This window comes from Rhodococcus sp. NPDC003318, assembly GCF_042879035.1.
Lineage (GTDB): Bacteria > Actinomycetota > Actinomycetes > Mycobacteriales > Mycobacteriaceae > Rhodococcus_G.
Map to the genome: position 1 here is coordinate 42091 of NZ_JBIAOU010000005.1, position 23129 is coordinate 65219.

The window sequence follows — 23129 nt, forward strand, 5'->3', positions numbered from 1 at the left end:
GTCAGATCCCCAATCCGGGGATCTGCGGGACCAGGCCCCACAGCGCGAACGTCAACAACACGTCAAGGATCCCAATCGCGAGAATGGCCGTCCGCAGCGCCCGGCCGGCGGCCTGCCCGACGCCGGACGGACCACCGTGCGCGTAGTACCCGTATGCGCAGTGCACGAGCGAGACGACGGCGGCGAACACGATCGCTTTCACACCCGAATACACCAGGTCCTGCGGTGACAGCACGAGATGGAAGTAGTAGTCGTAGGTGCCTGCCGACGCTCCGCCCCAGACCACGATGACGAGGCGGGTGGACAGGTAGCTGGCGAGCAGGCCGATCAAGTAGATGGGGATGACACACACCATCGCCGCCATGACCCGGGTTCCCGCGAGGAACGGAATCGAGCGAATCGCCATGGCGTCGAGCGCGTCGATCTCGTCCGAGATCCGCATCGCACCCACCTGGGCGGTGAACCCGGTCCCGACCTTCGCGGCCAGGGCGATCGCGACGACGACCGGCGCGAGTTCGCGGGTGTTCGCGATCGCGGAGAGCATCCCCGACATCGTCGTCATGCCCACGAGTTCGAGGCCGCGTTGCGTCTCGACACCGAGCATCATCGCCGCGGCGAGGGACATCGCGAACACGATGCCGATGGTGCCGCCGCCGGACAGCACCGAGTTGGTGCCGAAACTGACCTCGCTGATCTGCGCGAGGACGTGCCTGCGGTAGTGGACCAGCGCGAACGGCATCGACGCGATCGTCTTGCAGTAGAAGGTGACGTGCTTGCCGACGGCTGCGAGACCGTCGACCGCTCCTCGCGCGGGTGCGGACACGCGCCGGAGCCGGTACCGGACGTCGATGTCGACCATCAGTAGGCCCCCACCGCGGGCACGATGATCGTGTACACCGCGGACAGCGCGGTGTTGACGATGAAGACCAGCGCGAACGCGATGACCACTGCCTCGTTGACGGCATCCGCGACCCCACGCGGCCCGCCCTTGCAGTGCAAGCCCTTGAAGGTCGCCACCAGCGTCGAGGTGAGCCCGAAGATCGCTGCCTTCACCAGGGCCATGACGAAGTCGGACATCCGGCCGTACTGGCTGAACGTGGCCATGAAGGTTCCGGCCGGGAGATGTTGCACGTAGATGTGGTACAGGTAGCAGGCCATCACACCGCCGAACGTCACCATCGCACAGAGTGCCACCGACACGACGACGGCGGCGACGAGTCGCGGTGCGACGAGCCGCTCGATCACGTCGAGGCCCATGACCTCCATCGCGTCGATCTCCTCGCGGATCTTCCGGGAGCCGAGGTCGGTGCAGATTGCCGAGCCGGCGACACCGGCCATCATCAGCGCACAGACCAGTGCGGCTGCCTGGCCCACGATGATGAACGCGACGACTGCGCCCGAGTATCCGCCCGCACCGATGCGACCGGCGAGCTCACCGACGGACACGGCGATGAAGACGCCGATCGGAATCATCAGCAGCAGTGACGGTCCCGTGCTGACGCGACCGACGAACAGGGTCTGCGTCACCGTCTCGCTCAGCGACAGCCTGCGCCGCAGCACCGCGCGCGCCAGGGCGACGATCGACAGAACAGTGAATCCGATCAGATAGCCGCCTTGGTTCGCCACATCGCGAACCGGACCTTTGGCGGCAGGCAACTCGTAGGTCACCCTGCCCACTCCCCCCTGTGAAGACGACCTCGAACACGGCTTCCCAGCCTGTCACGATCCGCCTGGTAGATCAACCATGATGTGAACGGCAATTCGCCTGTTGCCCCCGCTCGGGCCGAACCCGAACCATCACGAAACCACTTGTGCACCCGGATAACACGGGCGCATTGCGCCAGCTCGAGCTGTTCTTCGTCACCAGAACGACGGCGGTGGTGCCGCGGCCCCCGACGACCGCGGCACCACCGAGGACTGCACTGCGATCAGCCGATCCGGACGCCCTCGGTGCCGTGCTCCTTGCGGAGGTCGCCCTTGACGACCTTGCCACTGGCGTTGCGCGGCAAGGCCTCGACGATCACGAGCTCCTTCGGATGCTTGTACCGGGCGAGGACGTCGTCGAGGTACGCGGACAGCTCCTCCAGAGTGAGGTCCTCGGTGACACCCTCCTTCAGCGCCACGACCGCGACGGGCACTTCTCCCCACTTCGCGTCGGATCGCCCGATCACCGCAGCCTCCAACACCTTCGGGTGCCCGAACAGGGCGTTCTCGACCTCGGCGCAGTAGATGTTCTCGCCGCCGGAGATGATCATGTCCTTCTTGCGATCCACGACCCAGACGAAACCTTCCTCGTCCTGCTTGACGAGGTCACCCGAGTGGAACCAACCGCCCGCGAAGGCATCCGCGGTCTCTGCCGGCTTGTTCCAGTACCCGCTCATCATGGTGGGGCCTCGGTAGACGATCTCGCCGACCTCGCCTACCGCGACGTCGTTCATCTCGTCGTCGACGACCCTGGCCTGGATGGTGGCGATCACCTTGCCGACCGAACCGAGCTTGCGCAGCGCGTCCTCGCCCTCGAGCACGCAGGTGATCGGCGACATCTCGGTCTGCCCGAACACGGCGACGTTCTGCGCGTCCGGGAAGGTATCGGCCATCGCCCGGAGCACGGTGTCCGATGCGGGGGCCGCGCCCCAGCTGATCGTCTGAAGAGCGAGCTTGCGTTGCCGCACGGTCGGTTCGGCGCACACCGCCTGCCATTGGACCGGCACGAGGAAGGCGCTGGTGACCCCCTCCGCCTCCCACACGTCGAGCAGCTCGGTCGGGTTGAACGCACCGAGCGGGTGGATGACGGTCGGGTTGCCGAGCGCGATGGTCGGCGCCATGCTGCCGAGCGCGGCGATGTGGAACATCGGCGACGCGCAGAAGCCCACGCTTCCCTCCGACTTGATGCTCAACGCCCGGATACAGGTCTGCGCGTTGGCCTGCATGTTGGCGTGCGAGAGCACCGCACCCTTCGGGCTGCCCGTCGTTCCGGACGTGTACATGATCAGCGCCGGAATGTCCTCGGGCAGATCAACCGGTGGGTGCGGTTCGCCACCCTCGGCGAGGATCTCCTCGTATCCGAGCACACCGTCCGCACCGTCCTGTCCGACCACGATGCAGGTCTCGAGCTCCGGCGCCTGCTGACGCACCGCCGTCACGAGCGGCGCCAGCGGCGCGTCGACGATCACGGTCGCACCACCGCTGTCGCCCACGATGTAGGCGATCTCGGGCGGCGTGAGCCGGAAGTTGACCGGAACGGCGATGGCACCGAGCGCATTGATCGCGAGGACCGTCTCGACGAACTCGGGACGGTTGAGCATGAGGACCAGGACGCGGTCACCGAATCCGACGCCTCGACGGGAGAGCGCATCGGCCAGGGCCTCGCTGCGACGATGAAGTTCGGCCCATGTCGTCGTGGCGCCGAGGAAACGCAGCGCCGCCGCGTCGGGCCGCATCAGCGCGTGAGTTGCGACCTGGTTGTTCCAGTGATTCCGACGCGACTGCAGCGGCTGAGAGAGAAGATCGGGAGTCGTCATGGGCCCTTCCCTGTCACGGAGACGGTGTGGCACGGTTATGCGCCTTTCCGGTTGCGTCGATTATGGCAACGGAAAGGCCACCGCGCGGCGGTTTTGTTAACTTGAATTCGCAGATGTGGACGTCGCCGCACTGCCTGGTTAGTCGGAGCCTCGAGCCCCGAACTTCGGCGTGCGCTTGCTCAGCATCGCCAGCACACCCTCACGGAAGTCCGCGGAAGCGAGGAGTTCGATCTGTCCCTCGGTCTCCCGGTCGAAAGCCTGCTCGACCCGGTCCAGTGTCGCCGCGGTCAGTGAACGCTTCGTCAGTTCGAGCGCCCGACGCGGGCCGGCCGCCAGCCTCGCCGCCACACCCGAGACGTGCGCGGCGAGTTCCTCGGCGGGAAGGACCCGGGTGATCAGCCCGGCTGCGTGAGCGCCCTCGGCGGACAGTCGCTCACCGAGCAGCGCGAGCTCCGAGGCCCGGGCGCGGCCTGCCGCGGCGGGAACGAGGAGACTCGCGCCGCCGTCCGGCATCAGCCCGATGTTCACGAACGCCAGCAGGAAGTACGCCGTCGGCGCCGCGTAGATCAGGTCCGCGGCGAAGGCGATGGAGGCCCCGACGCCTGCCGCGGCCCCGTCGACCTGTGCGACAACGGGAACCGGCAGGGTGAGGATTTGTCGGATCACCCGGTTCGCGGTGTCCATCACCACCCGAGGGTCGGTCTGCGGTCCCGTGGACGCGGCCATCAGGTCGGCGCCGGTGCAGAACGAGCCACCCTCTCCGGCCAGCACCACCACACGTACGTCGGTCTCGCGTGCGCGCCCCTCGAGGAGGTCACCGAGCGCGCGCATGGTGTCGAGGTCGATCGCGTTCATGCGCTCGAGCCGCGCGATGGTGACGCGGAGGACGCCGGCGTCGAGCGCGACGAGGAGACCGGCTGTGCGTTCCGGCTGCGCGGTCGCGGTCATCGGTCGCCGCCCACGATCGTGGCGAGGCGACCCCGGACCAGCTCCTCCGCCTCGGCGACGATCCGGTCCACCAGTTCCGCGACGGTGGGGACGTCCCCGATCAGTCCCTGGCACTGACCCGCCGTCCAGATACCCGCGTCGAGGTCACCGTCCTCGAAGACCTTGCGACCGCGGGCGCCGGCGACGAGGTCGCGGATGTCGTCGAACCCGGTGCCGTCACGCGACTCGATCTCGACCACTTCACGGCTGATCGCGTTCGTCGCGACGCGGGCGGTGTTGTGCAGCGTCCGGAAGATCAGCGTGGTGTCCCGTTCGGTGTTCTCCACGATCTGGCGCTTGACCTCGTCGGCCACCGGTGATTCCTGGGTGCACATGAATCGGGTGCCCATGTTGACGCCGTCCGCACCGAGTGCGAGCGCAGCGACCAGCCCGCGGGCGTCGGCGATGCCGCCGGACGCGATGACCGGGACGCGCACCTGCGCGGTGGCCGCCGGAATCAGCACCAGACCGGGCACGTCGTCCTCGCCCGGATGGCCGGCGCATTCGAATCCGTCGATGCTCACCGCGTCGACACCGACCTGTTCGGCCTTGAGTGCGTGCCGCACGCTCGTACACTTGTGGATCACCTTGACGCCCGCATCCTTCAGATAGGGCAGGTGGTCCACGGGATTCGAACCGGCCGTCTCGACGATCCTGATCCCGGACTCGACGATCGCCTCGCGGTACTCCGCGTACGGCGGCGGAGTGATCGACGGCAGGATCGTCAGGTTGACGCCGAAGGGCTTGTCGGTCAGGTCTCGGCAGCGGGCGATCTCCTTGACCAGGGCTTCGGGCGTAGGCTGCGTCAGGGCGGTGATGAATCCCAGCGCCCCCGAGTTCGCCACCGCAGCAACCAGTTCCGCACGTCCAACCCACATCATGCCGCCTTGGACGATGGGGTGCTCGACGCCGAAGGTCTGCGTGAAGCGAGTGCTGAGCATGTCGGTTCACCTCCTCTACGGCCACCGGGTTCGGTGACCCACTGTCGTGTGTGTCGGTTCGCACTGTCGCGTGCGTCGGTTCGCACCTACGGTGAGAGTCATCACACCGGGGCGAATGGTGGTTAACTTTCACGCAAACGACGCAGACTGTCAAGACCAAACCCGGTATCGCATGGGCACATTGCTCGACGCCGGACACGAGCCGATCGGAACACGCGGTCGAGTGCGGACTCGCTTTTCGGCGAACGCGGGTATCGCGCTCCGTTAGGATTCCACCGAGAAGTCAGGAGGCCCCGATGACGCAGTCGACCCGTAGCCGGTCGGTTCCGGAAGGCGAGACAACCCGCAAACGCCCGAAGAACCGCAAGGCTCAGATCGCGCTCGTCGCCGCCGAGGCCTTCAGCGAACGCGGTTACCACGCGGTCGGTGTCGACGACATCGCCGCCACGCTCGGCATTTCCGGCCCGGCGCTGTATCGGCATTTCCCCAACAAGTACGCCCTGTTCCTCCATGCCGCGCTCAGCACGGTCGGCGCCCTCCGCAGCGCCGCCGACGCCGCCGTCGAGCGCAGCGAGGGCCTACCTCCCGAGGACCGTCTCGACGCGATCCTGCGTGCCCTGATCTCCACGACCGTGGAGAACCGCCGCATCGGCGGACTGTACCGATGGGAGGGGCGCTACCTGCTGCCCGACGACCGCACACTCATGCGTGCCGACTTCGCGGCGCTCAACGGGCAGATCACCGATTCGCTGCACCTGATCCGCCCCGACCTCGACCCCGTCGACGCCGCGACACTCGCCGCGTCGACGCTCAGCGTGATCGGCAGCATCACCGCCCACCGGGCGCCACTGTCCGCCCGCCGGATCGAGAAACTCCTCCTGAGCACCTCGTGGGCGGTGCTCAGGTGCGACCTCGCGGCCGCCGCACCGGCGGACACGGTCGTCGACGAGGTCGCCGCGCCGCAGGGTCTCGCGGTCACCTCCAAACGCGAGGTGCTGTTGGCGGAGGCGATGAAGATCTTCAAGGCGCAGGGCTACCACGATTCGAGCATCGAGGAGATCGGCGCCGCGGCAGGGATCAATGCTTCCAGCGTCTACCGACACTTCCCCAGCAAGGCCGACCTGCTCGCCGCAGCTTTCTACCGCGCCTCCGACCGCCTGGCGGTCGCGACGGCGGCGGCGCTCGGCGCCTCGGCCGACCCCGCCGACGCGCTGCGCCGACTGTCCGGCTCGTACATCGACCTCGCCTTCGCCCGGCCCGAAGTGCTCACCGTGTACTTCGCGGAGATCGGCAACCTACCGCCGGCCGAACGGACGAATCTTCGTAACGTGCAACGCCTGCACGTCGAGGAATGGGTGAATCTCGTGACCGCGGTACGTCCCGAGCTCACCACCGCGGAGGCCCGTTTCCTGGTCCACGCGGCGCTGTCCCAGACCCTCGACGTCGGCCGGCTGATGCACTTCGACACCGGAGCAGTCGCACGCGGGCGAATGCTGGCCCTGATGACGACGGTGCTCACCACCGAGTGACCGTCACACCGCCACGGGTATCGGCTCCACGGCTGCACGGATCTCCTCGAACGCCATCCGGATCAGCTCGACGTAACGGTCGAGGTCGGTCAATTGGCTCGGGTCGGCGGTGCAACTGATCCCGAAGACATCCCCGACCGCGCTGGCAGAGTGCGCCACGCCGCCCAGCCCGATCAGCGGAACGACCGAACAGCCGCCGACCGCCACCGCATCGCCGAGGACCAGCTCACCGGGCCCGGTCGGCACGCTGCTGACGAGCATGTTCACCTGACTGATCGGTCGGTCGGCCGGCCGGGGCAACGCGCGGAGCACCGCGAGCGCACCCCGGATCAGGAACCCGGGGAGGGACCCGCCGACGGCGTCGAGGACCGCCGACTCGGCGCTCGCGGTCCGAAGGCGCTCGCTCTGAACCGCGCGGTGAATCGCCCGCACCTGCTCGACCGGGTCGGCCACGTCGTTGTGCAGGTCCACGGACATCGTGACGAACTGGTTGCGGGTGCCCGCGGGATCACGTTCCGACTCCGAGAACGGCACCGCCGCGGCGAGGTTGTCGGAGGGGCGCGCCCCGATCTCACCGAGATACGCCCAGACCGCGCGCGCGACGGCGGTGAGGACGAGGTCGTTGACGGTGACGTCACCGATCTGCACGCTCAACGACTTCAACTCCGACAACGACAGGTAGATCGTGTCGACGACCCGGTCGGGTCCCAGCGGCTGGTTCAGCGCGGTCCGCGGCCGCGTCGCCTTCGGCACCGGGTAACGGCCCTCTCGGACCGCGACGAGCATCGCCTTGCGTGCGGACCGCGCGCGGACCACCGCGCGTGCCGAGCCCGACGCGTTCGCGGGGATCCGCCGCACCGCCCTGGCCCACAGCGCGAAGGCCGACGGCAACCGAGGGGGCGGGGTGACTGCGGCCAGGGGTGTGGTCGCGCCGAAGAACCGGCGGATCACCTCCACCGCGAGTCGCCCGTCGACGGCCATGTGGTGGAACCGGAACGCGACCGCTACCACCTCACCGTCGACACCCGGAACGCCGTGGACCGAGGTGAAGACGTGGGCTTCCCACAGTGGCCGCGACAGGTTCAGCGGTTCCTGCGCGATGCGGGCCAGCTCACCCCGGAGCCCCGACCAGCAGGCTCGCTCGTGGAAGGTGATGTGATCGGCGGGGTCGAAGTCCGGATCCGGGACCCAGTACGGGTGATCCAGATCGAACGGCACCCGCACCATCCGGCTGGTCAGGACCTCGTGCCCGGCTGCGCGGTCCACGAGCCACGCGAGAATCTCGGCCCTGTCCGGCAATTCGCCCGCGCTCGCGAAGAACACAACGGGCATCAGCACCTGTCCGGCGCCGGGCTTCTCGGCGTAGAGGAAAATCGCGTCACGGCCGTCGATCTGTCGCACTGCGGCTACTCCATCAGCTACTTCCCCCCACGGTGAACGAGGAGAACGTACCCGACGCGTCCCGCGGCCGCTCACCCAGAGCGAAAACAACGGGTCGAGCAGGTCGGGTACCGCTGGTCGTCCGAGAATCACGATGCCCCGGCGCGTGTGTGTTGATCCCCTACTTCTCGGGGAATAGTTCACCCCGCTAAGTTCTTCCCGGCCGACTTGCCGGGCAGAGCGGAACCCGGCCGAGGCGACCGTGCCGCGTCCCCTTCGCCGGGGCATCGGCAGCTCAGGCGACCGGCCTCCCGCGGTTCCGATCGGCACCCAGGTCACTCGGGCTGTACCCGACCGGATAACCCGGGTACGTCCGGTTGTTCGGAGCGTGGGCGATCGTCGACGTCGATCGCGGCGGAAAGAACCGAAGAGCCCGGGCACGGAGCCTCAGCGACCGCTCGGCTACCGGACGCAGCCACCCCGGCGCGGGAGTGAAGCCGAAGGCCGTGAGCATCAGTGGATCGAGCATCGCGGTGACGCCCAGCGCCACTGCGGGCCGAAGTGGACGCGGGAACCACGAGCAGAACAGGTCCCGCGTGTACACGCCGACGACGTGCACCGCCGGCGTGTTCCGGAAGTGCACACGCTCGTACTCCGACTTGAACCGGTACAACTCCTGGAAGTCCGCGGGGATCTCACGAATTCCCATTCGGATGCCCACTTCCCGGTAGAAGTGGAACGCCGCCAGCCGCTCGTTCGGATGCAGCGGCCGCCATCCGTACCGCTCGATCCAGTCCAACGGCTCGTAGATGAACGTGGTGAGCACGTACAGCATGTCGTCATTGCTGATGTCGTACTTGCCGTGCATCCGATTGACCACCCGCAGCGACTCCTTGCCACGGGGCGAGTCGTAGCCGTGCTCGAGCAGTTCGGCCATCAGCAGCGAGGTGTCGTCGTATCGCTTCTGCGGCCGGTTCTCGAATTCGCCGGTGCGTTGGAGCAACTCGGCGATGCTCGGCACGCAGTAGGTGCGAAACAGCGCGAACTCGAGCGCCCTGGTGTAGTCCCACGGGAACTCGAATCCTGCTGTGATGCGATGGATCTCGTGATGGTCCCGAACCGGGTCGAGATGTTCGATCCGGCGCAGCCAGCCGTACCGACCGCGCGTGGCGTTCGAACCACCCGTGAGCAACATCCTCACTCAGCCCCGCCCGTGCATCGTCTTGAGCATCCAGGCAGCGATCTTCATGTCGCGACCCTTGCGCTCCATCGTGAGCAGGTTCAGCGGCGCCCTGAACTTCTGCCGCGTCACAGCCTTGGGACGGGCGAATTCGCGGAGCCCGTCGGCTCCGTGGATGCGTCCGAATCCGGACTCGCCGACACCACCGAACGGCAGTGAGGGCACGCCGGCGAAGCCGAGCACCGAGTTGACGGAGACCATGCCGGTCCGCAGGTTCTCGGCGGCCTGCAACGCCTGGGCCTTGTTCTTGGTGAAGATGGACGCGCCGAGGCCGTAGCTGGAGCGGTTCGCCTTCTCGACACCGTCCTCGAGATCGCGCATCCGGTTCACTGCGACGATCGGGCCGAACGTCTCCTCGGTCATTGCCGTGCTGTCCTCGGGAACGTCTCCGAGGATGACGGGCTCGATGTACGGGTCGCGCAGCGATTCGCGCCCGCCGAGGACGGCCTTCGCTCCCTTGTCGAGGGCGTCCTCGACCTGGCTGCGCACGACGTCGTTCTGGCGGTCGAGGGTCATCGGGCCGTAGGAGGCACCCGACTCGCCGCCCGGACGCAGCTGTGCCGCCTTGGCGCTCAGCTTCTCGACGAAGGTGTCGTACACGTCGTCGGCAACGAAGATCCGCTCGACACCGGCACAGGTCTGACCGGCGTTCCCCATGCCACCGAAGACCGCGAAATCGGCTGCGGCATCGAGGTCGGCGTCCGCCGCGACGAGCATCGCGTCCTTACCACCGCACTCGGCGACCAGCGGCGTCAGCGTCTTGGAGCACGCCTCCATCACCTTGCGGGCGGTCGGGCCGGACCCCGTGAACGCGACCTTGTCGACGCCGGCTTCCACCAGCGCCCCGCCGGTCGCCCCGAGACCGGTGACGACCTGGAACACCGGCTGGTTCGGGACGAGGGACTTCCACTTGTCCGACAGCCACACCGCGACACCGGGCGTCAGCTCGCTGGGCTTGAACACGATCGCGTTGCCCGCGGCGAGCGCGTAGGAGATCGACCCCATCGGCGTGTAGAACGGGTAGTTCCACGGGCCGATCACGCCGACGACACCGTAGGCCTCGTAGCCCAGCGTCGACTCCTGGTTCGCGCTGACCAGACCCGAGGACACCTTGCGCCGCCGCAGGACCTTGCCCGCGTTCTTCGACGCCCAGTCGAGGTGCTCGACGGCGAGCATGATCTCGAGGATCGCGTCGTCGACCGGCTTACCGGTCTCGGCGGCGATCACCTCGGCGAGCGACTGCGCATCCGACGCGATCGCGGCCTTCCACTTCCGCAGCCACTTCCTGCGACCGTCGAAACCGAGACCGGCCCACCACACGGCGGCCTCCCGGGCGCGGGAGACGGCGGCGGCGACGTCGTCGGCGCCGTGAATCGGGTACTCGGCGAGCACCGCACCGGTCCGTGGGTCGAGGGAGGCGAAGGTGGCCGGGGCGGGCTCGGATGTCGCGGCGCTCGGCTTGTTCTGGGTCCGCTGGGACATGGGGCGTTTCCTCCGTCGGGTCTGGCTCGGCACTGATCGAAAATCTCGGTTCGTCACGGGCAGGCGGCTGACGATGTCGACCGGTTCTGGTCTCGATCCTCGCGTACTCGCACCCTTTCCGACCAGAGTCACATCACATATATTTGATTTGTCGTACCGTGGTGGCCGTCACACCAGGCCCCGCCCCACGCGCCGGGCAAGAGCGACACCACACCGAAACCTTCCGAGGGGGAACATCCGATGACCGTCGATTTCACCACCGAGCAGACCGCCTTCGCCCGGGCCGTCGCCGACTTCTGCAAGCGGGAGGCCGGCACCCGGGAGAAGCGCGATCACCTCACGCAGCACGGAACGCACACCCACAGCGAGGAGGTCTACGCCAAGATGGCCGATCTCGGCTGGCTCGGCCTGACGGTCCCCGAGGAGTACGGCGGCTCCGACGCGACCATGGTGGACATGTGCATCCTCCTCGAGGAGACCGCGCGCGGGATGGCCCCCATCGGTGCGATCGGCCCCACGCTCATCACCGGCGGCGCCTACGCCAAGTTCGGCACCGACGAGCAGAAGGACACCGTGCTGCGCGGCATCGTCCGCGGCGCCTCGCAGTCGATCTCGATGTCCGAGCCGGAGGCGGGCTCCGATGTCGGGAATCTGAGCACCCGCGCGGAGAAGACGTCCGACGGCTGGGTGGTCAACGGCCAGAAGACGTGGTGCTCGAACGCACACATCTCGGAGAACATCCTGCTCGTCGCCCGCACCAGCCGCGGTGAGGGCAAGCACGAGGGCCTGACCATGTTCCACGTACCCGCGAACACGCCCGGCCTGAAGATCAACCCCATCGAACTGATGGGTGGCCAGAAGGAGACCAACGACCTCTACTTCACCGATTGTCTGCTTCCCGAGGACGCGGTCGTCGGTGAGGTCGGCAACGGGTGGCGTCAGCTGATGACGGGACTGAACTTCGAGCGCCTCATCCTCGCGGCGATGAGCCTAGGCGCGGCGGAGCGGGCCTTCGAGGACACCCTCGGCTACGTCTCGCAGCGCAAGCAGTTCGGCCGGCCGATCGGCACGTTCCAGGCGCTGCGCCACCGGATCGCCGACCTCGCCACCGAGATCGAGTGCACGAAACTTCTCGTGTACAGCGTCGCCCGGGAGGCCGACGCCCACCCGGACAGGATGCTGGCCCGGGAGGCCTCGATGGCCAAGCTCAAGGCCACCGAAACGGCCAAGCGGGTCGCGCTCGAGGGGATGCAGATGATGGGCGGCTACGGCTACGCCACCGAATTCGACATGGAGGCACACGTCCGCGGTGCACTGGTGTCGACGATCTTCGGCGGGACCAGCGAGATCCAGCGCGACATCATCGGCAAGACCTTCGGGCTGTAGAAGCCGGTCGTCCAACCGCTCCGGGACGGGAGCGGCCACCACCTATGCTTCAGGTGCCCGCGAAGGAGGATCCATGACCGTGTCGCAGAAGACCCGGGGCTCCGCGCTGCGCCGTCGTCCTCAACTGTCGGACGACGTCGCGGCGCACGTGCGTGGAGTCATCATGTCCGGCGGTGTCCGGCCCGGTGAGTTCATCCGTCTCGACGAGACGGCCGCCGAACTCGGCGTCAGCGTGACCCCGGTCCGCGAGGCACTGCTGACGCTGCGTGGCGAGGGGCTGGTCGAGCTGGTGCCGCACCGGGGTTACGTGGTGGCTCCGCTCACCCGGGCGGACGTCCACGACCTGTTCTGGCTGCAGGGCCAGATCGCGGAGCAGCTCGCGGTGCGGGCCACGCCGGCGGTCACCCCCGAGGTGCTCGACGAGATGCGTGATGCCAAGGACCGGCTGGCCAAGGCCGTCGCGAACCGCGACAGCGATCAGATCGAAGATCTCGAATTCGGGTTCCACCGGTTGCTCAACCGGCTGGCGGGCGCGAACAAGCTGTCGTGGTTTCTGCTCAACGCGATCCGCTACACGCCCGCGCACCTGTACTCGACGGATCCGCAGTGGGGGACGACCGCGGTGGCCAGCCACGAGAAGCTGATCGCCGCCCTCGAGGCCGGCGACGCGCAGGAGGCCGGGCGGGTGACCCGTGCCCACTTCACCGACGGCGCGGAGCGGCTGCTCGCGCACCTCGAGCGGATCGGGCTCTGGGACTGACCTCCCACTGCTCGCGATCACCTTCTCGCGCAACGACTCAGGCCGCGTCCCGGATCCCGGGGCGCGGCCTGTGGTGTTCGGGGGTACGGGTTACCAGACGACGGCAATGACGACGTTGACGATCGCGAGGATGCCGATCGCGTGAGCGAGGGTCGCGGTCGAGCTCGTGGTCGTGAGCACGGCGGCACCGCCGGAGGTACCGGCGTTCTCCTCCTTGACCTTGCGGACACCGACGACGGCCAGGACGGCGATGACGATCGCGATGATCAGCTTCACGCCGACCTTCGCGTGGTTCAGGTCGGCGTCGTTCGCCTCGTTCAGCCCCACCAGTGCGAGTCCCGAGACGAGCTGGAGGAAGGCGCCGTGCATCATGCCGGGGAGCACCTGCGGAACTCCGCGGAGCGCCACCGTCAGGTAGGTGCCGATGATCGCCGCCAGTCCGATGAAGTGAAGGATGAGGAAGATGTCGATCGCTGCGGTCATGCCTGCATCGAACAGCGCCGACCGCGGACTGTAAAGGAAGGTTTACCTTCATTCCCGGTCCGACCTCGCGCTACTGCGTCACCGGCTCGGCGTCGAGCGACTCCCGGAGCACCGAGCCGATCGCGGCAAGCGCGTCCGGCGACGCCATACCCCAGTGCGTCGCGTCGATCCGATGGACGTGGATGGAACCGTCGACGACCGGCCGCCACGTCGACGCGCCGCGCTGCCCCGAGGCGTCGTCACGTGCGGCGGCGAAGTACAGCAGGTCCCCCGCGAACATCCGCGGACGGTGGTCCCCCATCAACGTGACCGACCGCTCGGCGGCGTCGAAGACCCGTGCGAGGCGGTCGACGGCGGCGAACGGCCCGGGCAGGTGTGCGGCGAGTTCGTCGACCCGCTCGACGGTCAGTTCCGCGTCGAGGTCGAATGCGCCGACATCCTGTGCCAGACCGCCGAGCAGATCGCGCACCGTTGGTCCCGTGGCCGCCACGACCTGGTCACCCGCGACGCTGTCCATCATCGCGAGCAGGGCGACCTCGTCGCCCTCGGCCTGGATCTGAACGGCCATGGCGTGCGCGATCACGCCGCCGAGCGACCACCCGATCAGGTGATAGGGCCCCTCCGGTTGCACCGATCTGATCGCCCGCACGTAACGCGCCGCCCAGTCGTCGATGGTGTCCGGCACCGTTCCGTCGGTCGTGAACACCGGCGACTGCAGGCCGTACAGTCCGCGGTCCGGCCCCAGGTGCGGTGCGAGTCCCCCGAACGACCACGACAGGCCGAAGACCGGGTGGACGCAGAACAGCGGAGCGGAGCCCTCCCGCAGCGGCAGAAGCATGTCGAACGCGGAATCGGTCTCGAGCACAGACTCGGGGTCGAGCGCAGAAGCGTTGTCCGCGGCACGATTCGACTGGTGCGCCGCGTCGATGCGGGCGGCGAGGGCCGCCACCGACGAATGCCCGAACATCCACAGCACCGGCACCTCGGTGCCGAGTGCCGCTCCGAGGCGCGTCACCACCCGCGTCGCGATCAGCGAGTTGCCGCCGAGCGCGAAGAAGTCGTCGTCGGTGCCCACGCGTACGAGGTGGAGCAGGTCGGCGAACACGTCCGCGACGAGCGCCTCGGTCGGTGTCGCCGGTGCACGGAATTCGCCGGTCTGAAGCCGCGGAGCGGGCAGGGCGGAGCGGTCCAGTTTTCCCGAGGAGTTCACCGGCAACTCGTCGACGGGCAGGATGACCGACGGCACCATGTAGGACGGAAGGCACTCGTGCAGAGCGGATTTCAGTGTGGCCGGATCGTCCGGGCCGGTTCCGTCGGCGACCACGTACGCGACCAGCATGTCGTCCGCTCCGATGTCGCTGCGGACGACTGCCACCGCCTGCGCGACCGAATCCTGCGTCAGGAGTGCGGCTTCGATCTCCCCCAACTCGATCCGCAGACCCCGCACCTTCACCTGGAAATCCGTACGCCCGACGTACTCCAACTCCCCCGAGGCACTCCACGACACCAGATCACCCGTCCGGTACATCCGCTCACCGACCGCAAACGGATTCGCCACGAACCGACCCGACGACAGATCCGGCCGACCCACATAACCACGAGCCAACTGGATGCCCGCCAGATACAACTCCCCCGCCACCCCCACCGGCACCGGACGCAACCGCGCATCCAACACATAGACCCGCGTGTTCCACACCGGCACACCGATCGGCACCGACACGGTGTCGGCCACCGTCACTTCATGGAAGGTCACATCCACCGCGGCCTCCGTCGGCCCGTACAGATTGTGCAACCGCGCACCCGGCAACACGGTCGACAACGCCCGCGCGGTCGATGCCGACAACGCCTCACCCGACGCGAACACCGTCTTCAGCGACACCGCGTTCGCCACCGACCGCTCCGCCACGAACACCGCCAACATCGACGGCACGAAATGCACCGTCGTCACCCCCTCCGCCGCGATCACCCCCACCAGATACCCCGGATCCCGATGCCCCTCCGGCACCGCCACCACCACCCGCGCCCCCACCTGCAACGGCCAGAACAACTCCCACACCGACACATCGAACGTCACCGGCGTCTTCTGCAACACCACATCATCCGCGCCCAACCCGTACTGCGCCTGCATCCACACCAGACGATTCACGATCGCCCCATGCGAGACCGCAACACCCTTCGGCCGCCCCGTCGACCCCGACGTGAAAATCACATACGCCGTGTTCGCCGACGACAACACACCACGCTCGGCACCGGACAACACCGAATCCGAGTACCCCGACAAATCCAGGGTGTCCGTCCGCACGACAGACCACTGCCCCGCAGCGCCGAACCCGTCCCGCGACGTCGACAACACCACCACCGGCGCCGCCGTATCCAGAATGTGCCCCACCCGCTCGCCCGGCTGATCCGGATCCACCGGCACATACGCCCCACCCGCAGCCTGCACCGCATAGACCGCCACCAACAGATCCACCGACCGCCGCATCACCACCGCCACCGACGACTCCGGCCCCACACCGAGCGAGATCAGATACCGAGCAAGACGATTCACCCGCGCGCCGAACTCCCCATAGGACAACGACACACCCTCGAACGACAACGCCACCGCACCCGGAGCCCGAACCACCTGCTCCTCGAACAACGACACCAACGTCGCCTCCGGAACCACCTGTCCGGTGTCGTTCCACCGCTCGAGCACCTGCGTGCGCTCGTCCCCGGTGAGCAGCTCGAGGTCGCCGACGGTGACCTGCGGGTTCGCGGCCACCTGGTCCAGGATGCGCGCCAGCTGCGTGGCGAATCGGGTGGCGGTCGCCGGGTCGAACAGGTCGGTGGCGTAGCGGTGCGTGACGGTCAGTGCCCCGGACGTCGTCGGGGTAACGGTGATGTCGAGGTCGACGTCGATCGGTGGGACGTGGAGGTCGATCCCCTCGATTCGCAGTCCCGGGAGCGTGAGGTCGAGCGGGTCGAGGTTCTGGAATGCCAGCATGACCTGGAACAGGGGGTGTCGCGCGGTGGATCGTGGGGGTGCGATCGCGTCGACGATCCGGTCGAACGGCACGTCCGCGTTCGCGAATGCGTCGAGGTCGCCGGTCCGGACCCGGCCGAGCAGGTCCACGAAGCTCTCGTTCCCGTCGACCGTGGTGCGCAGCGGCAGCGTGCCGACGAACATGCCGACCAGGTGGTCGAGGCCGGCGTGGCCGCGTCCGGCGATCGGAGTGCCGACGACGACATCGTGTGCGCCGGACGTCCGCGCCAGGAGCACCGCGAGCGCGGCGTGGACGACCATGAACAGCGACACGCCACGGGTGGACGCGAGGTCGGTCAGGCGGTCGACGAGCGCCCGGTCGACGGTCGTCACCGTGGAGTCGGCGGCTCCGGACGCGACCGCGGGGCGTGGCCGGTCCGCGGGCAGCGGCAGGACGTCCGGAATGCCGTCCAGTGCGCCTCGCCAGAAGTCGAGTTGGCCGGCGATCACCGACGTCGGGTCGGATTCGTCGCCGAGCGTCTCCCGTTGCCAGAGCGTGTAGTCGGCGTACTGCACCCGCGGGGGCGTCGGATCCGGGTCTCCGCCGGCCGCGTGCTGCGCGTAGGACGCCGTCAGGTCGCGGGTCAGCGGCCCGAGCGAGTACCCGTCACCGCTGATGTGGTGCAGCACCAACGCCAGCACGTGGTCGTCCTCACCGAGTCGCCACAGCGCGCCCCGCAGCGGCGGTTCCGTTGTCAGGTCGAAGCCGCGGTCGACGAACGCGGCCAGTGTCGCGTCGAGGTCGCGTTCGGCGAGCGGGACCGGCGTCAGGTCCGGCGTGACGGTGGAGGCGGGGAGGACGACCTGCACCGGCCCGGCGGATGCGTCCCCGACCGCATCGAGGTACGGATAGGTCGTCCGGAGGGTTTCGTGCCGTTCGACGACGTCGCCGGCGGCGGCACGCAGGGACGCGAGGTCGAGGGCGCCGGTGAGCCGAATCGCGAGCGGCATGTTGTAGGTGGAGGCGTCGGGCTCGAGCCGGCTCAGGAACCACAACCGTTGCTGCGCGAGGGACAGGGGGACCCGATCGGGACGTGTTCGGGCCACCAGCGGCGTCGCCGTGATCCGGTCGCCGCTCTCCACCCGCGCGGCCAGCGCCACCACCGTCGGCGCGTCGAAGACGTCGCGGACCGGAACCTGCTCTCCGAGAAGGGTTCCCAGTGTGGCGACGAGCCGTGTCGCGGTCAGCGAGTTGCCGCCGAGCGCGAAGAAGTCGTCGTCGAGGCCGACGGCGGGAACACCGAGCACCTCCGCCATCGCGGTCGCGACCATCTGCTCCACCGGATTTCGGGGGGCGCGGCTCGGCGCCGTCCGGAACTCGGGTTCGGGGAGCGCCGCGGCGTCGAGCTTTCCGTTGACGGTGCGGGGCAGCGCGGTCAGCACCGTCACGCTCACCGGGACCATGTGCGCGGGCAGGCGGCTGCGCAGTTCCGCGAGCAACGCAGCGGGATCGGGTGCGGCGCCGGGGTCGGCGGCGGTGACGTACGAGGCGAGCACCGTTTCCCCCGCCGGGCCCGATCGCCCGACGGTCACCGCCTGCGCGACCGAGGGGTGGGCGCGAAGCACGCCGTCGATTTCGCCGATCTCGATGCGGAAGCCCCGGATCTTCACCTGCTGGTCACCGCGGCCGAGGTAGTCGAGTTCGAGGAGGGAGGCGTCGCCTGCGGCGGACCTGTCGACCCAGCGCACCAGGTCGCCGGTCCGGTACATCCGGCCGCGGCCGTACGGGTTCGCGACGAAACGTGCGGCGGTGAGCGCGGGCCGCCGGTGGTAGCCGCGCGCGATCTGCGGACCGGCCACGTACAGTTCGCCGGCGACGCCGACGGGCACGGGCCGCAGCCGCTCGTCGAGTACCAGCGCCGACACGCCGCGGATCGGCTCGCCCAGCGTGACGGCGTCACCGGGCCGCAGCGGGCGGCTCGCCGTCACCATCACCGTGCCCTCGGTCGGCCCGTAGGCGTTGTGCAGTCGGAAGCGGCGTCCCCAGCGGGCGACGATGTCGTCGGTGAGGGCCTCGCCGCCCATCACCACGCAGCGCAGGGATCCGAGGTCGTCCGGGGCCAGCACAGCGGCGCTGGACGGCGTCGTGAAGGCGTGGCTGACGCGCCCGTCCCGGATCACCTGCGCCAGTTCGTCTCCGCCGAGGACCTCGGGTGCTGCGACGACGAGGGTCGCCCCCGCCGCCGTCGCCATGAGGATCTCGAGAATCGACGCGTCGAAGCTGGGTGACGACCTGTGCAGAACCCGGCTGGAGGCGTCGACCGCGTACCGGGCGCGTTGGTCCGCGGCGAAGTTGGCGAGCCCGGCGTGGGTGACGAGCACCCCCTTGGGCTGCCCGGTGGACCCGGAGGTGTAGATGACGTACGCGGTCTGGTCGACGTGCAGTGCGACGGGCCGGTCCCGGTCGGTGACCGGCGCGCGCGAGGTCGCCTTCCATTCGTCACGGGTGCGGGGATCGTCGAGGACCAGCCAGCCGGTGCCCGGGAGGTGCGGTCGGTGCGCGGTCGTCGTGACACCGACCGTGACCGCCGAGTCCGCCACCATGTGCTCGATCCGCGCCGACGGGTAGGCGGGATCGACGGGGACGAACGCGGCGCCGGTCTTCGCGACGGCCCAGAGGGCGACGATCGACGAAACGGAACGCGTCACGGCGAGGGCGACCACGCGCTCGGGTCCCGCGCCCCGGGCGAGGAGCATGCGCGCCAGCGCGTTCGACTCGTCGTCGAGTTCTCCGTAACTCACCGACTGCGAACCGAATTCGACGGCCTGCGCCGACCGGTCCCGCGCGCCCGCAGCGAGCAGGGCGGGCAGCGTCAGCGCGGGTTCCCCGGCGGCGCCGCGGACCGGTGCCAGCACCCGGCGCTCGTGCGGATGCAGCAGGTCGATGTCGCCGACGAGGGTGTCGGGGCGGGCCGTCACGGTGGTGAGGACGCGCAACAGGCGCTCGGCGATCCCCCGGACGGTCCGTCCGTCGAACAGGTCGGTGGCGTGAACGAGGTGACCAGACAGCGCCGTGCCGTCGTCGACGAACGCCAACTGCAGGTCGAACTTCGCGTAGGTGCGCGGCGGTGCCACCGCCGCCGCGGCGAGGCCGGGGAGCTCGAACGCGGTCGGCATCGCGTGGTCGACGGTCAGCACGACCTGGGCGATCGGCGCGTGGGCGAGGGAGCGCTCCGGCGCGACCGCGTCGACCACCCGCTCGAACGGCACGTCCGCGTGGGCGAGCGCGCGCAGGTCGGCGTCCCTGGTCGCCCCCAGGAGGTCACCGAACGACATGGCCGGGCTCAGGGTGGTCCGCAGCGGCAGGGTGTTGACGAACATGCCGACCAGGTCGTCGAGCGCTTCCTCGCCGCGGTTGGCGACGGGCACACCGACGACGACGTCGTCGGTTCCGGACAGGCGGCCGAGGAGCACCGCGAACGCCGCGTGCAGCACCGTGAACAGGGTGACCTGGTGGTGGGCGGCGAGTTCCCGGATCGCGGTGGAAAGCCGGTCGCCGACCGCGAAGTCGACGCTCGCGCCTGCCCCGGATGCGACCGCCGGGCGCGGACGGTCGGTCGGCAGGGGTAGCAGTGCAGGGACTCCGTCGAGTTCACGTGTCCAGAAGTCGAGTTGACGCGACAGCGCCGACCCGCCCTCGTCCGGGTCGCCGAGCAGGTCCCGCTGCCACAGCGCGTAGTCCGGGTACTGGACGCGCAGCGGTGTCCAGTCGGGGGCCGACCCCGCATGCCACGCCGCGTACGCGGTGGTGACGTCGCGAGCCAGGGGCACCAGCGACGCCCCGTCCGCCGCGATGTGGTGCAGCACCAGCAGCAGCGCGTGGTCGTGCGGGGTGACACGGAAGAGAAACGCGCGCAACGGGATTTCGCTCGTCACGTCGAACCCGCGGGCCGCGGCGTCCTCGATCGCGTGGCGCAGAGCCGAATTGTCGGACACCGGGATCGCGGTCAGGTCCGGTCGCGGTGTCTCGACGACGCGCTGGCAGGGTCCGCGGCCGTCGTCGGGAAACACGGTGCGCAGCGCCTCGTGCCGGTCGAGGACGCTGGTCAGTGCGCGCTCGAGGGCAAGGACGTCGAGGTCGCCGGTGAGACGAAACCCGAACGGCAGGTTGTACGCCCCGGATTCCGGGTCGAACCGGTTGAGGAACCAGATGCGTTGCTGCGACGGGGAGAGCGGGATCCGCGCGGGCCTCTCGCCGGGTGTCAGCGGCGGCCGTGCGACCCCGGTGCCCGCCGCGGCGAGCGCGGCGAGTCCGGCCACGGTCGGGGCGTCGAACAGCTCCCGCAACGTCACACTCGCGCCGAGGGCGGAGTTCAGCCGCGCCAACACCCGTGCCGCGGACAGGGAATTGCCGCCCAGGGCGAAGAACGAGTCGCCGGCGGCGATGTCGCCGATGCCGAGGACCTCCTCGAAGATCCGCGCGACGACGATCTGCTCCGCGGTCGACGGTGCCCGACCGGTGTGGGCGCCGAGGTCCGGTCGCGGCAACGCGGCGCGGTCGAGCTTCCCGTGCACCGTGGTGGGCAGGGCGGCCACGTGCACGATCGCCGTGGGCAGCATGTAGTCCGGCAGGGCGGCACCCAGCGACGTCAACAGGTCCGACTCGCTCTCGGCTCCGCCGCCGGTCACGTACGCGACCAGATGCTGGTGCCCGGGTACGTCTTCCCGGACCAGCGCGACCGCCGCGGTGACGGACGGGTGGGCGAGCAAGGCCTGCTCGATCTCTCCGAGCTCGATGCGCAGTCCACGCAGCTTCACCTGGAAGTCGTTGCGCCCCAGGTATTCCAGGACACCGTCCGCACGCATCCGCACCAGGTCTCCGGTGCGGTACATCCGTGTGCCCGCGTCGAACGGGTTGGCCACGAACCGGTCCGCGGTCAGGTCGGGGCGACCCGTGTAACCGCGTGCCAACTGCGCACCGGAGAGGTACAGCTCCCCGGCCACGCCGGCGGGGACGGGGCGCAGTCGCGGGTCAAGGACGTGGACGTGCGTGCCGGGCACCGGCGCACCGATCGGCACGGTGACCGAGTCCGCGGCGGTGACCTCGTGGAAGGTCACGTCCACCGCGGCCTCCGTGGGGCCGTACAGGTTGTGCAGCCGGGTCCCCGGCAGCGCGGCCCGCAGCGCCGCGGCAGTGGTCGCGGGCAGCGCCTCCCCGGACGCGAAGACGCGCGTGAGCGACACCGCTTCGGCCGCCGCGGGGCGTCCGGTCAGGTCGTCGGCCACGAACAGTGCCAGCATCGACGGCACGAAATGCACCGTCGTCACCGACTCCCGGGCCACGGTCCGGGCGAGCAGACCGGGATCGCGGTGGGTGTCGGGCGAGGGCACCACGAGACGGGCCCCGACCTGCAGCGGCCAGAACAGTTCCCACACCGAGACGTCGAACGTCACCGGCGTCTTCTGCAGCACCACGTCGGCGCCGTCGAGCCGGTACTCGGACTGCATCCACACCAGGCGGGTCACGATCGCCCGGTGCGAGATGGCGACACCCTTCGGGCGGCCCGTCGACCCCGACGTGAAGATCACGTAGGCCGGGTGGTCGGGGTGCAGGGGCGCCCCCGGCACCACCGACTCGGGGTACCCGGAGAGGTCGACGGTGTCCACGAGCACGACGGGCGTGTCCCCCGCTGCGGTGAACCCGTCCCGAGCTGTGGTGAGCACGACGACCGGCCGGGCGGTGGCGAGGATGTGCCCGATCCGCTCGGCCGGCTGATCCGGATCGACGGGCACGTAGGCACCGCCGGCCTTCACGACCGCGTAGACCGCGACGAGCAGCTCGATCGAGCGCCGCGCGGCGACCGCGACCAGCGATTCCGGTCCGACACCGAGCGCGATCAGATGCCCCGCCAGGCGGCCGACCCGGGCGCCGAATTCGGCGTAGGTCACCGACTCGTCCTCGAACGTCAGCGCGACCGCGTCCGGCGTGGCGGCGACCTGGGCGTCGAACAGCGAGACGAGGGTGCGGTCGTCCGTGCCGATCAGGTCGCGGCCCTGCACCTCGATCCGGTCGAGGAGAGCGGCAAGGGCACCGTCGCGGCCGGCGACCTCCGGTGCCAGCCCGGTGATCGCGAGCGTCACCAGCGCGTCGGCGTCCAGCCCCGGAAGCATTCCGCCGAGCTCGCGGACCCGCTGGTGCAGGTCCAGGAACGTCACCTCGGCCGTGGACAGCACCGCGCCGTCGGGCTGCGCAGCCGCCAGTACCTCGACGCACAGTGACAAATCCGACAACACACTCTCCACGGGGTTGGGTCGGGAGCACCGACGCCGTCAGTACACGAAATGACCCCCTATTTCGCCGCGCGATCGTATCGAACCAGCCCTGGGCACGGGTAGCGCTGTGACCTGGAGCAACAACGCCCGCGCCCGCCGCCCGCCCGCGACGTGTTCGAACG

13 protein-coding genes are annotated in these 23129 nt (G+C 69.1%); 3 read left to right on the forward strand and 10 right to left on the reverse strand.

Annotation, left to right across the window (positions count from 1 at the left end):
* Position 1: 1 nt before the first annotated feature.
* The 5 genes from ACFYVR_RS11090 to ACFYVR_RS11110 form a co-directional block, all read right to left on the reverse strand.
* Complete coding sequence (locus ACFYVR_RS11090) at positions 2–859, reverse strand: MlaE family ABC transporter permease (RefSeq protein ID WP_387472730.1); 858 nt, start codon at positions 857–859, stop codon at positions 2–4.
* Positions 859–1668: an MlaE family ABC transporter permease gene (locus ACFYVR_RS11095; RefSeq protein ID WP_387472732.1), complete on the reverse strand. Its 810-nt coding sequence runs from the start codon at positions 1666–1668 to the stop codon at positions 859–861. Before ACFYVR_RS11095 ends, ACFYVR_RS11090 begins: the two co-directional genes overlap by 1 nt.
* A gap of 260 nt (positions 1669–1928) precedes the next feature.
* Positions 1929–3521, reverse strand: a complete 1593-nt coding sequence (gene fadD5, locus ACFYVR_RS11100; protein ID WP_387472734.1) for a fatty-acid--CoA ligase FadD5 — start codon at positions 3519–3521, stop codon at positions 1929–1931.
* A 138-nt stretch (positions 3522–3659) separates the two neighbouring features.
* The gene (locus ACFYVR_RS11105) at positions 3660–4469 is read right to left on the reverse strand and encodes an enoyl-CoA hydratase (protein ID WP_387472736.1); all 810 of its coding nucleotides are present in this window, start codon (positions 4467–4469) and stop codon (positions 3660–3662) included.
* Positions 4466–5449, reverse strand: a complete 984-nt coding sequence (locus tag ACFYVR_RS11110) for an NAD(P)H-dependent flavin oxidoreductase (protein WP_387472738.1) — start codon at positions 5447–5449, stop codon at positions 4466–4468. The genes ACFYVR_RS11105 and ACFYVR_RS11110 overlap by 4 nt, the downstream gene beginning before the upstream one ends.
* Positions 5450–5745: 296 nt before the next feature.
* Between ACFYVR_RS11110 and ACFYVR_RS11115 the strand changes: the two genes are divergently transcribed.
* Positions 5746–6978: a TetR/AcrR family transcriptional regulator gene (locus tag ACFYVR_RS11115; protein ID WP_387472740.1), complete on the forward strand. Its 1233-nt coding sequence runs from the start codon at positions 5746–5748 to the stop codon at positions 6976–6978.
* Positions 6979–6981: 3 nt separating this feature from the next.
* On the opposite strand, the gene ACFYVR_RS11120 is transcribed toward ACFYVR_RS11115, so the two are convergent.
* The 3 genes from ACFYVR_RS11120 to ACFYVR_RS11130 all read right to left on the reverse strand — a co-directional run bounded on the left by ACFYVR_RS11120 (position 6982) and on the right by ACFYVR_RS11130 (position 11080).
* Positions 6982–8379, reverse strand: a complete 1398-nt coding sequence (locus tag ACFYVR_RS11120) for a wax ester/triacylglycerol synthase domain-containing protein (protein ID WP_387472742.1) — start codon at positions 8377–8379, stop codon at positions 6982–6984.
* Between the two features lie 274 nt (positions 8380–8653).
* Positions 8654–9553, reverse strand: coding sequence for an oxygenase MpaB family protein (locus tag ACFYVR_RS11125; protein WP_387472744.1), 900 nt, complete (start codon positions 9551–9553; stop codon positions 8654–8656).
* Between the two features lie 6 nt (positions 9554–9559).
* Positions 9560–11080, reverse strand: coding sequence for an aldehyde dehydrogenase family protein (locus tag ACFYVR_RS11130; protein WP_387472746.1), 1521 nt, complete (start codon positions 11078–11080; stop codon positions 9560–9562).
* A gap of 240 nt (positions 11081–11320) precedes the next feature.
* Here ACFYVR_RS11130 and ACFYVR_RS11135 point away from each other — a divergent pair, with 240 nt between their 5' ends.
* Both ACFYVR_RS11135 and ACFYVR_RS11140 read left to right on the forward strand, forming a co-directional pair.
* Complete coding sequence (locus ACFYVR_RS11135; protein WP_387472748.1) at positions 11321–12466, forward strand: acyl-CoA dehydrogenase family protein; 1146 nt, start codon at positions 11321–11323, stop codon at positions 12464–12466.
* 73 nt (positions 12467–12539) lie between these two features.
* Positions 12540–13226, forward strand: coding sequence for a GntR family transcriptional regulator (locus ACFYVR_RS11140; RefSeq protein WP_387472750.1), 687 nt, complete (start codon positions 12540–12542; stop codon positions 13224–13226).
* 90 nt (positions 13227–13316) lie between these two features.
* On the opposite strand, the gene ACFYVR_RS11145 is transcribed toward ACFYVR_RS11140, so the two are convergent.
* Together ACFYVR_RS11145 and ACFYVR_RS11150 are read right to left on the reverse strand one after the other, a co-directional pair.
* Positions 13317–13709, reverse strand: a complete 393-nt coding sequence (locus tag ACFYVR_RS11145; protein WP_387472752.1) for a hypothetical protein — start codon at positions 13707–13709, stop codon at positions 13317–13319.
* Between the two features lie 70 nt (positions 13710–13779).
* The gene (locus tag ACFYVR_RS11150; protein WP_387472753.1) at positions 13780–22965 is read right to left on the reverse strand and encodes an amino acid adenylation domain-containing protein; all 9186 of its coding nucleotides are present in this window, start codon (positions 22963–22965) and stop codon (positions 13780–13782) included.
* Positions 22966–23129: the final 164 nt, after the last annotated feature.

Coding starts and splice junctions, on each gene's coding strand:
- ACFYVR_RS11140 (WP_387472750.1), top strand. CDS start 12,540: ATGACCGTGTCGCAGAAGACCCGGGGCTCCGCGCTGCGCCGTCGTCCT.
- ACFYVR_RS11090 (WP_387472730.1), bottom strand. CDS start 859: ATGGTCGACATCGACGTCCGGTACCGGCTCCGGCGCGTGTCCGCACCC.
- ACFYVR_RS11105 (WP_387472736.1), bottom strand. CDS start 4,469: ATGACCGCGACCGCGCAGCCGGAACGCACAGCCGGTCTCCTCGTCGCG.
- ACFYVR_RS11130 (WP_387472746.1), bottom strand. CDS start 11,080: ATGTCCCAGCGGACCCAGAACAAGCCGAGCGCCGCGACATCCGAGCCC.
- ACFYVR_RS11125 (WP_387472744.1), bottom strand. CDS start 9,553: ATGTTGCTCACGGGTGGTTCGAACGCCACGCGCGGTCGGTACGGCTGG.
- ACFYVR_RS11145 (WP_387472752.1), bottom strand. CDS start 13,709: ATGACCGCAGCGATCGACATCTTCCTCATCCTTCACTTCATCGGACTG.
- ACFYVR_RS11115 (WP_387472740.1), top strand. CDS start 5,746: ATGACGCAGTCGACCCGTAGCCGGTCGGTTCCGGAAGGCGAGACAACC.
- fadD5 (WP_387472734.1), bottom strand. CDS start 3,521: ATGACGACTCCCGATCTTCTCTCTCAGCCGCTGCAGTCGCGTCGGAAT.
- ACFYVR_RS11135 (WP_387472748.1), top strand. CDS start 11,321: ATGACCGTCGATTTCACCACCGAGCAGACCGCCTTCGCCCGGGCCGTC.
- ACFYVR_RS11110 (WP_387472738.1), bottom strand. CDS start 5,449: ATGCTCAGCACTCGCTTCACGCAGACCTTCGGCGTCGAGCACCCCATC.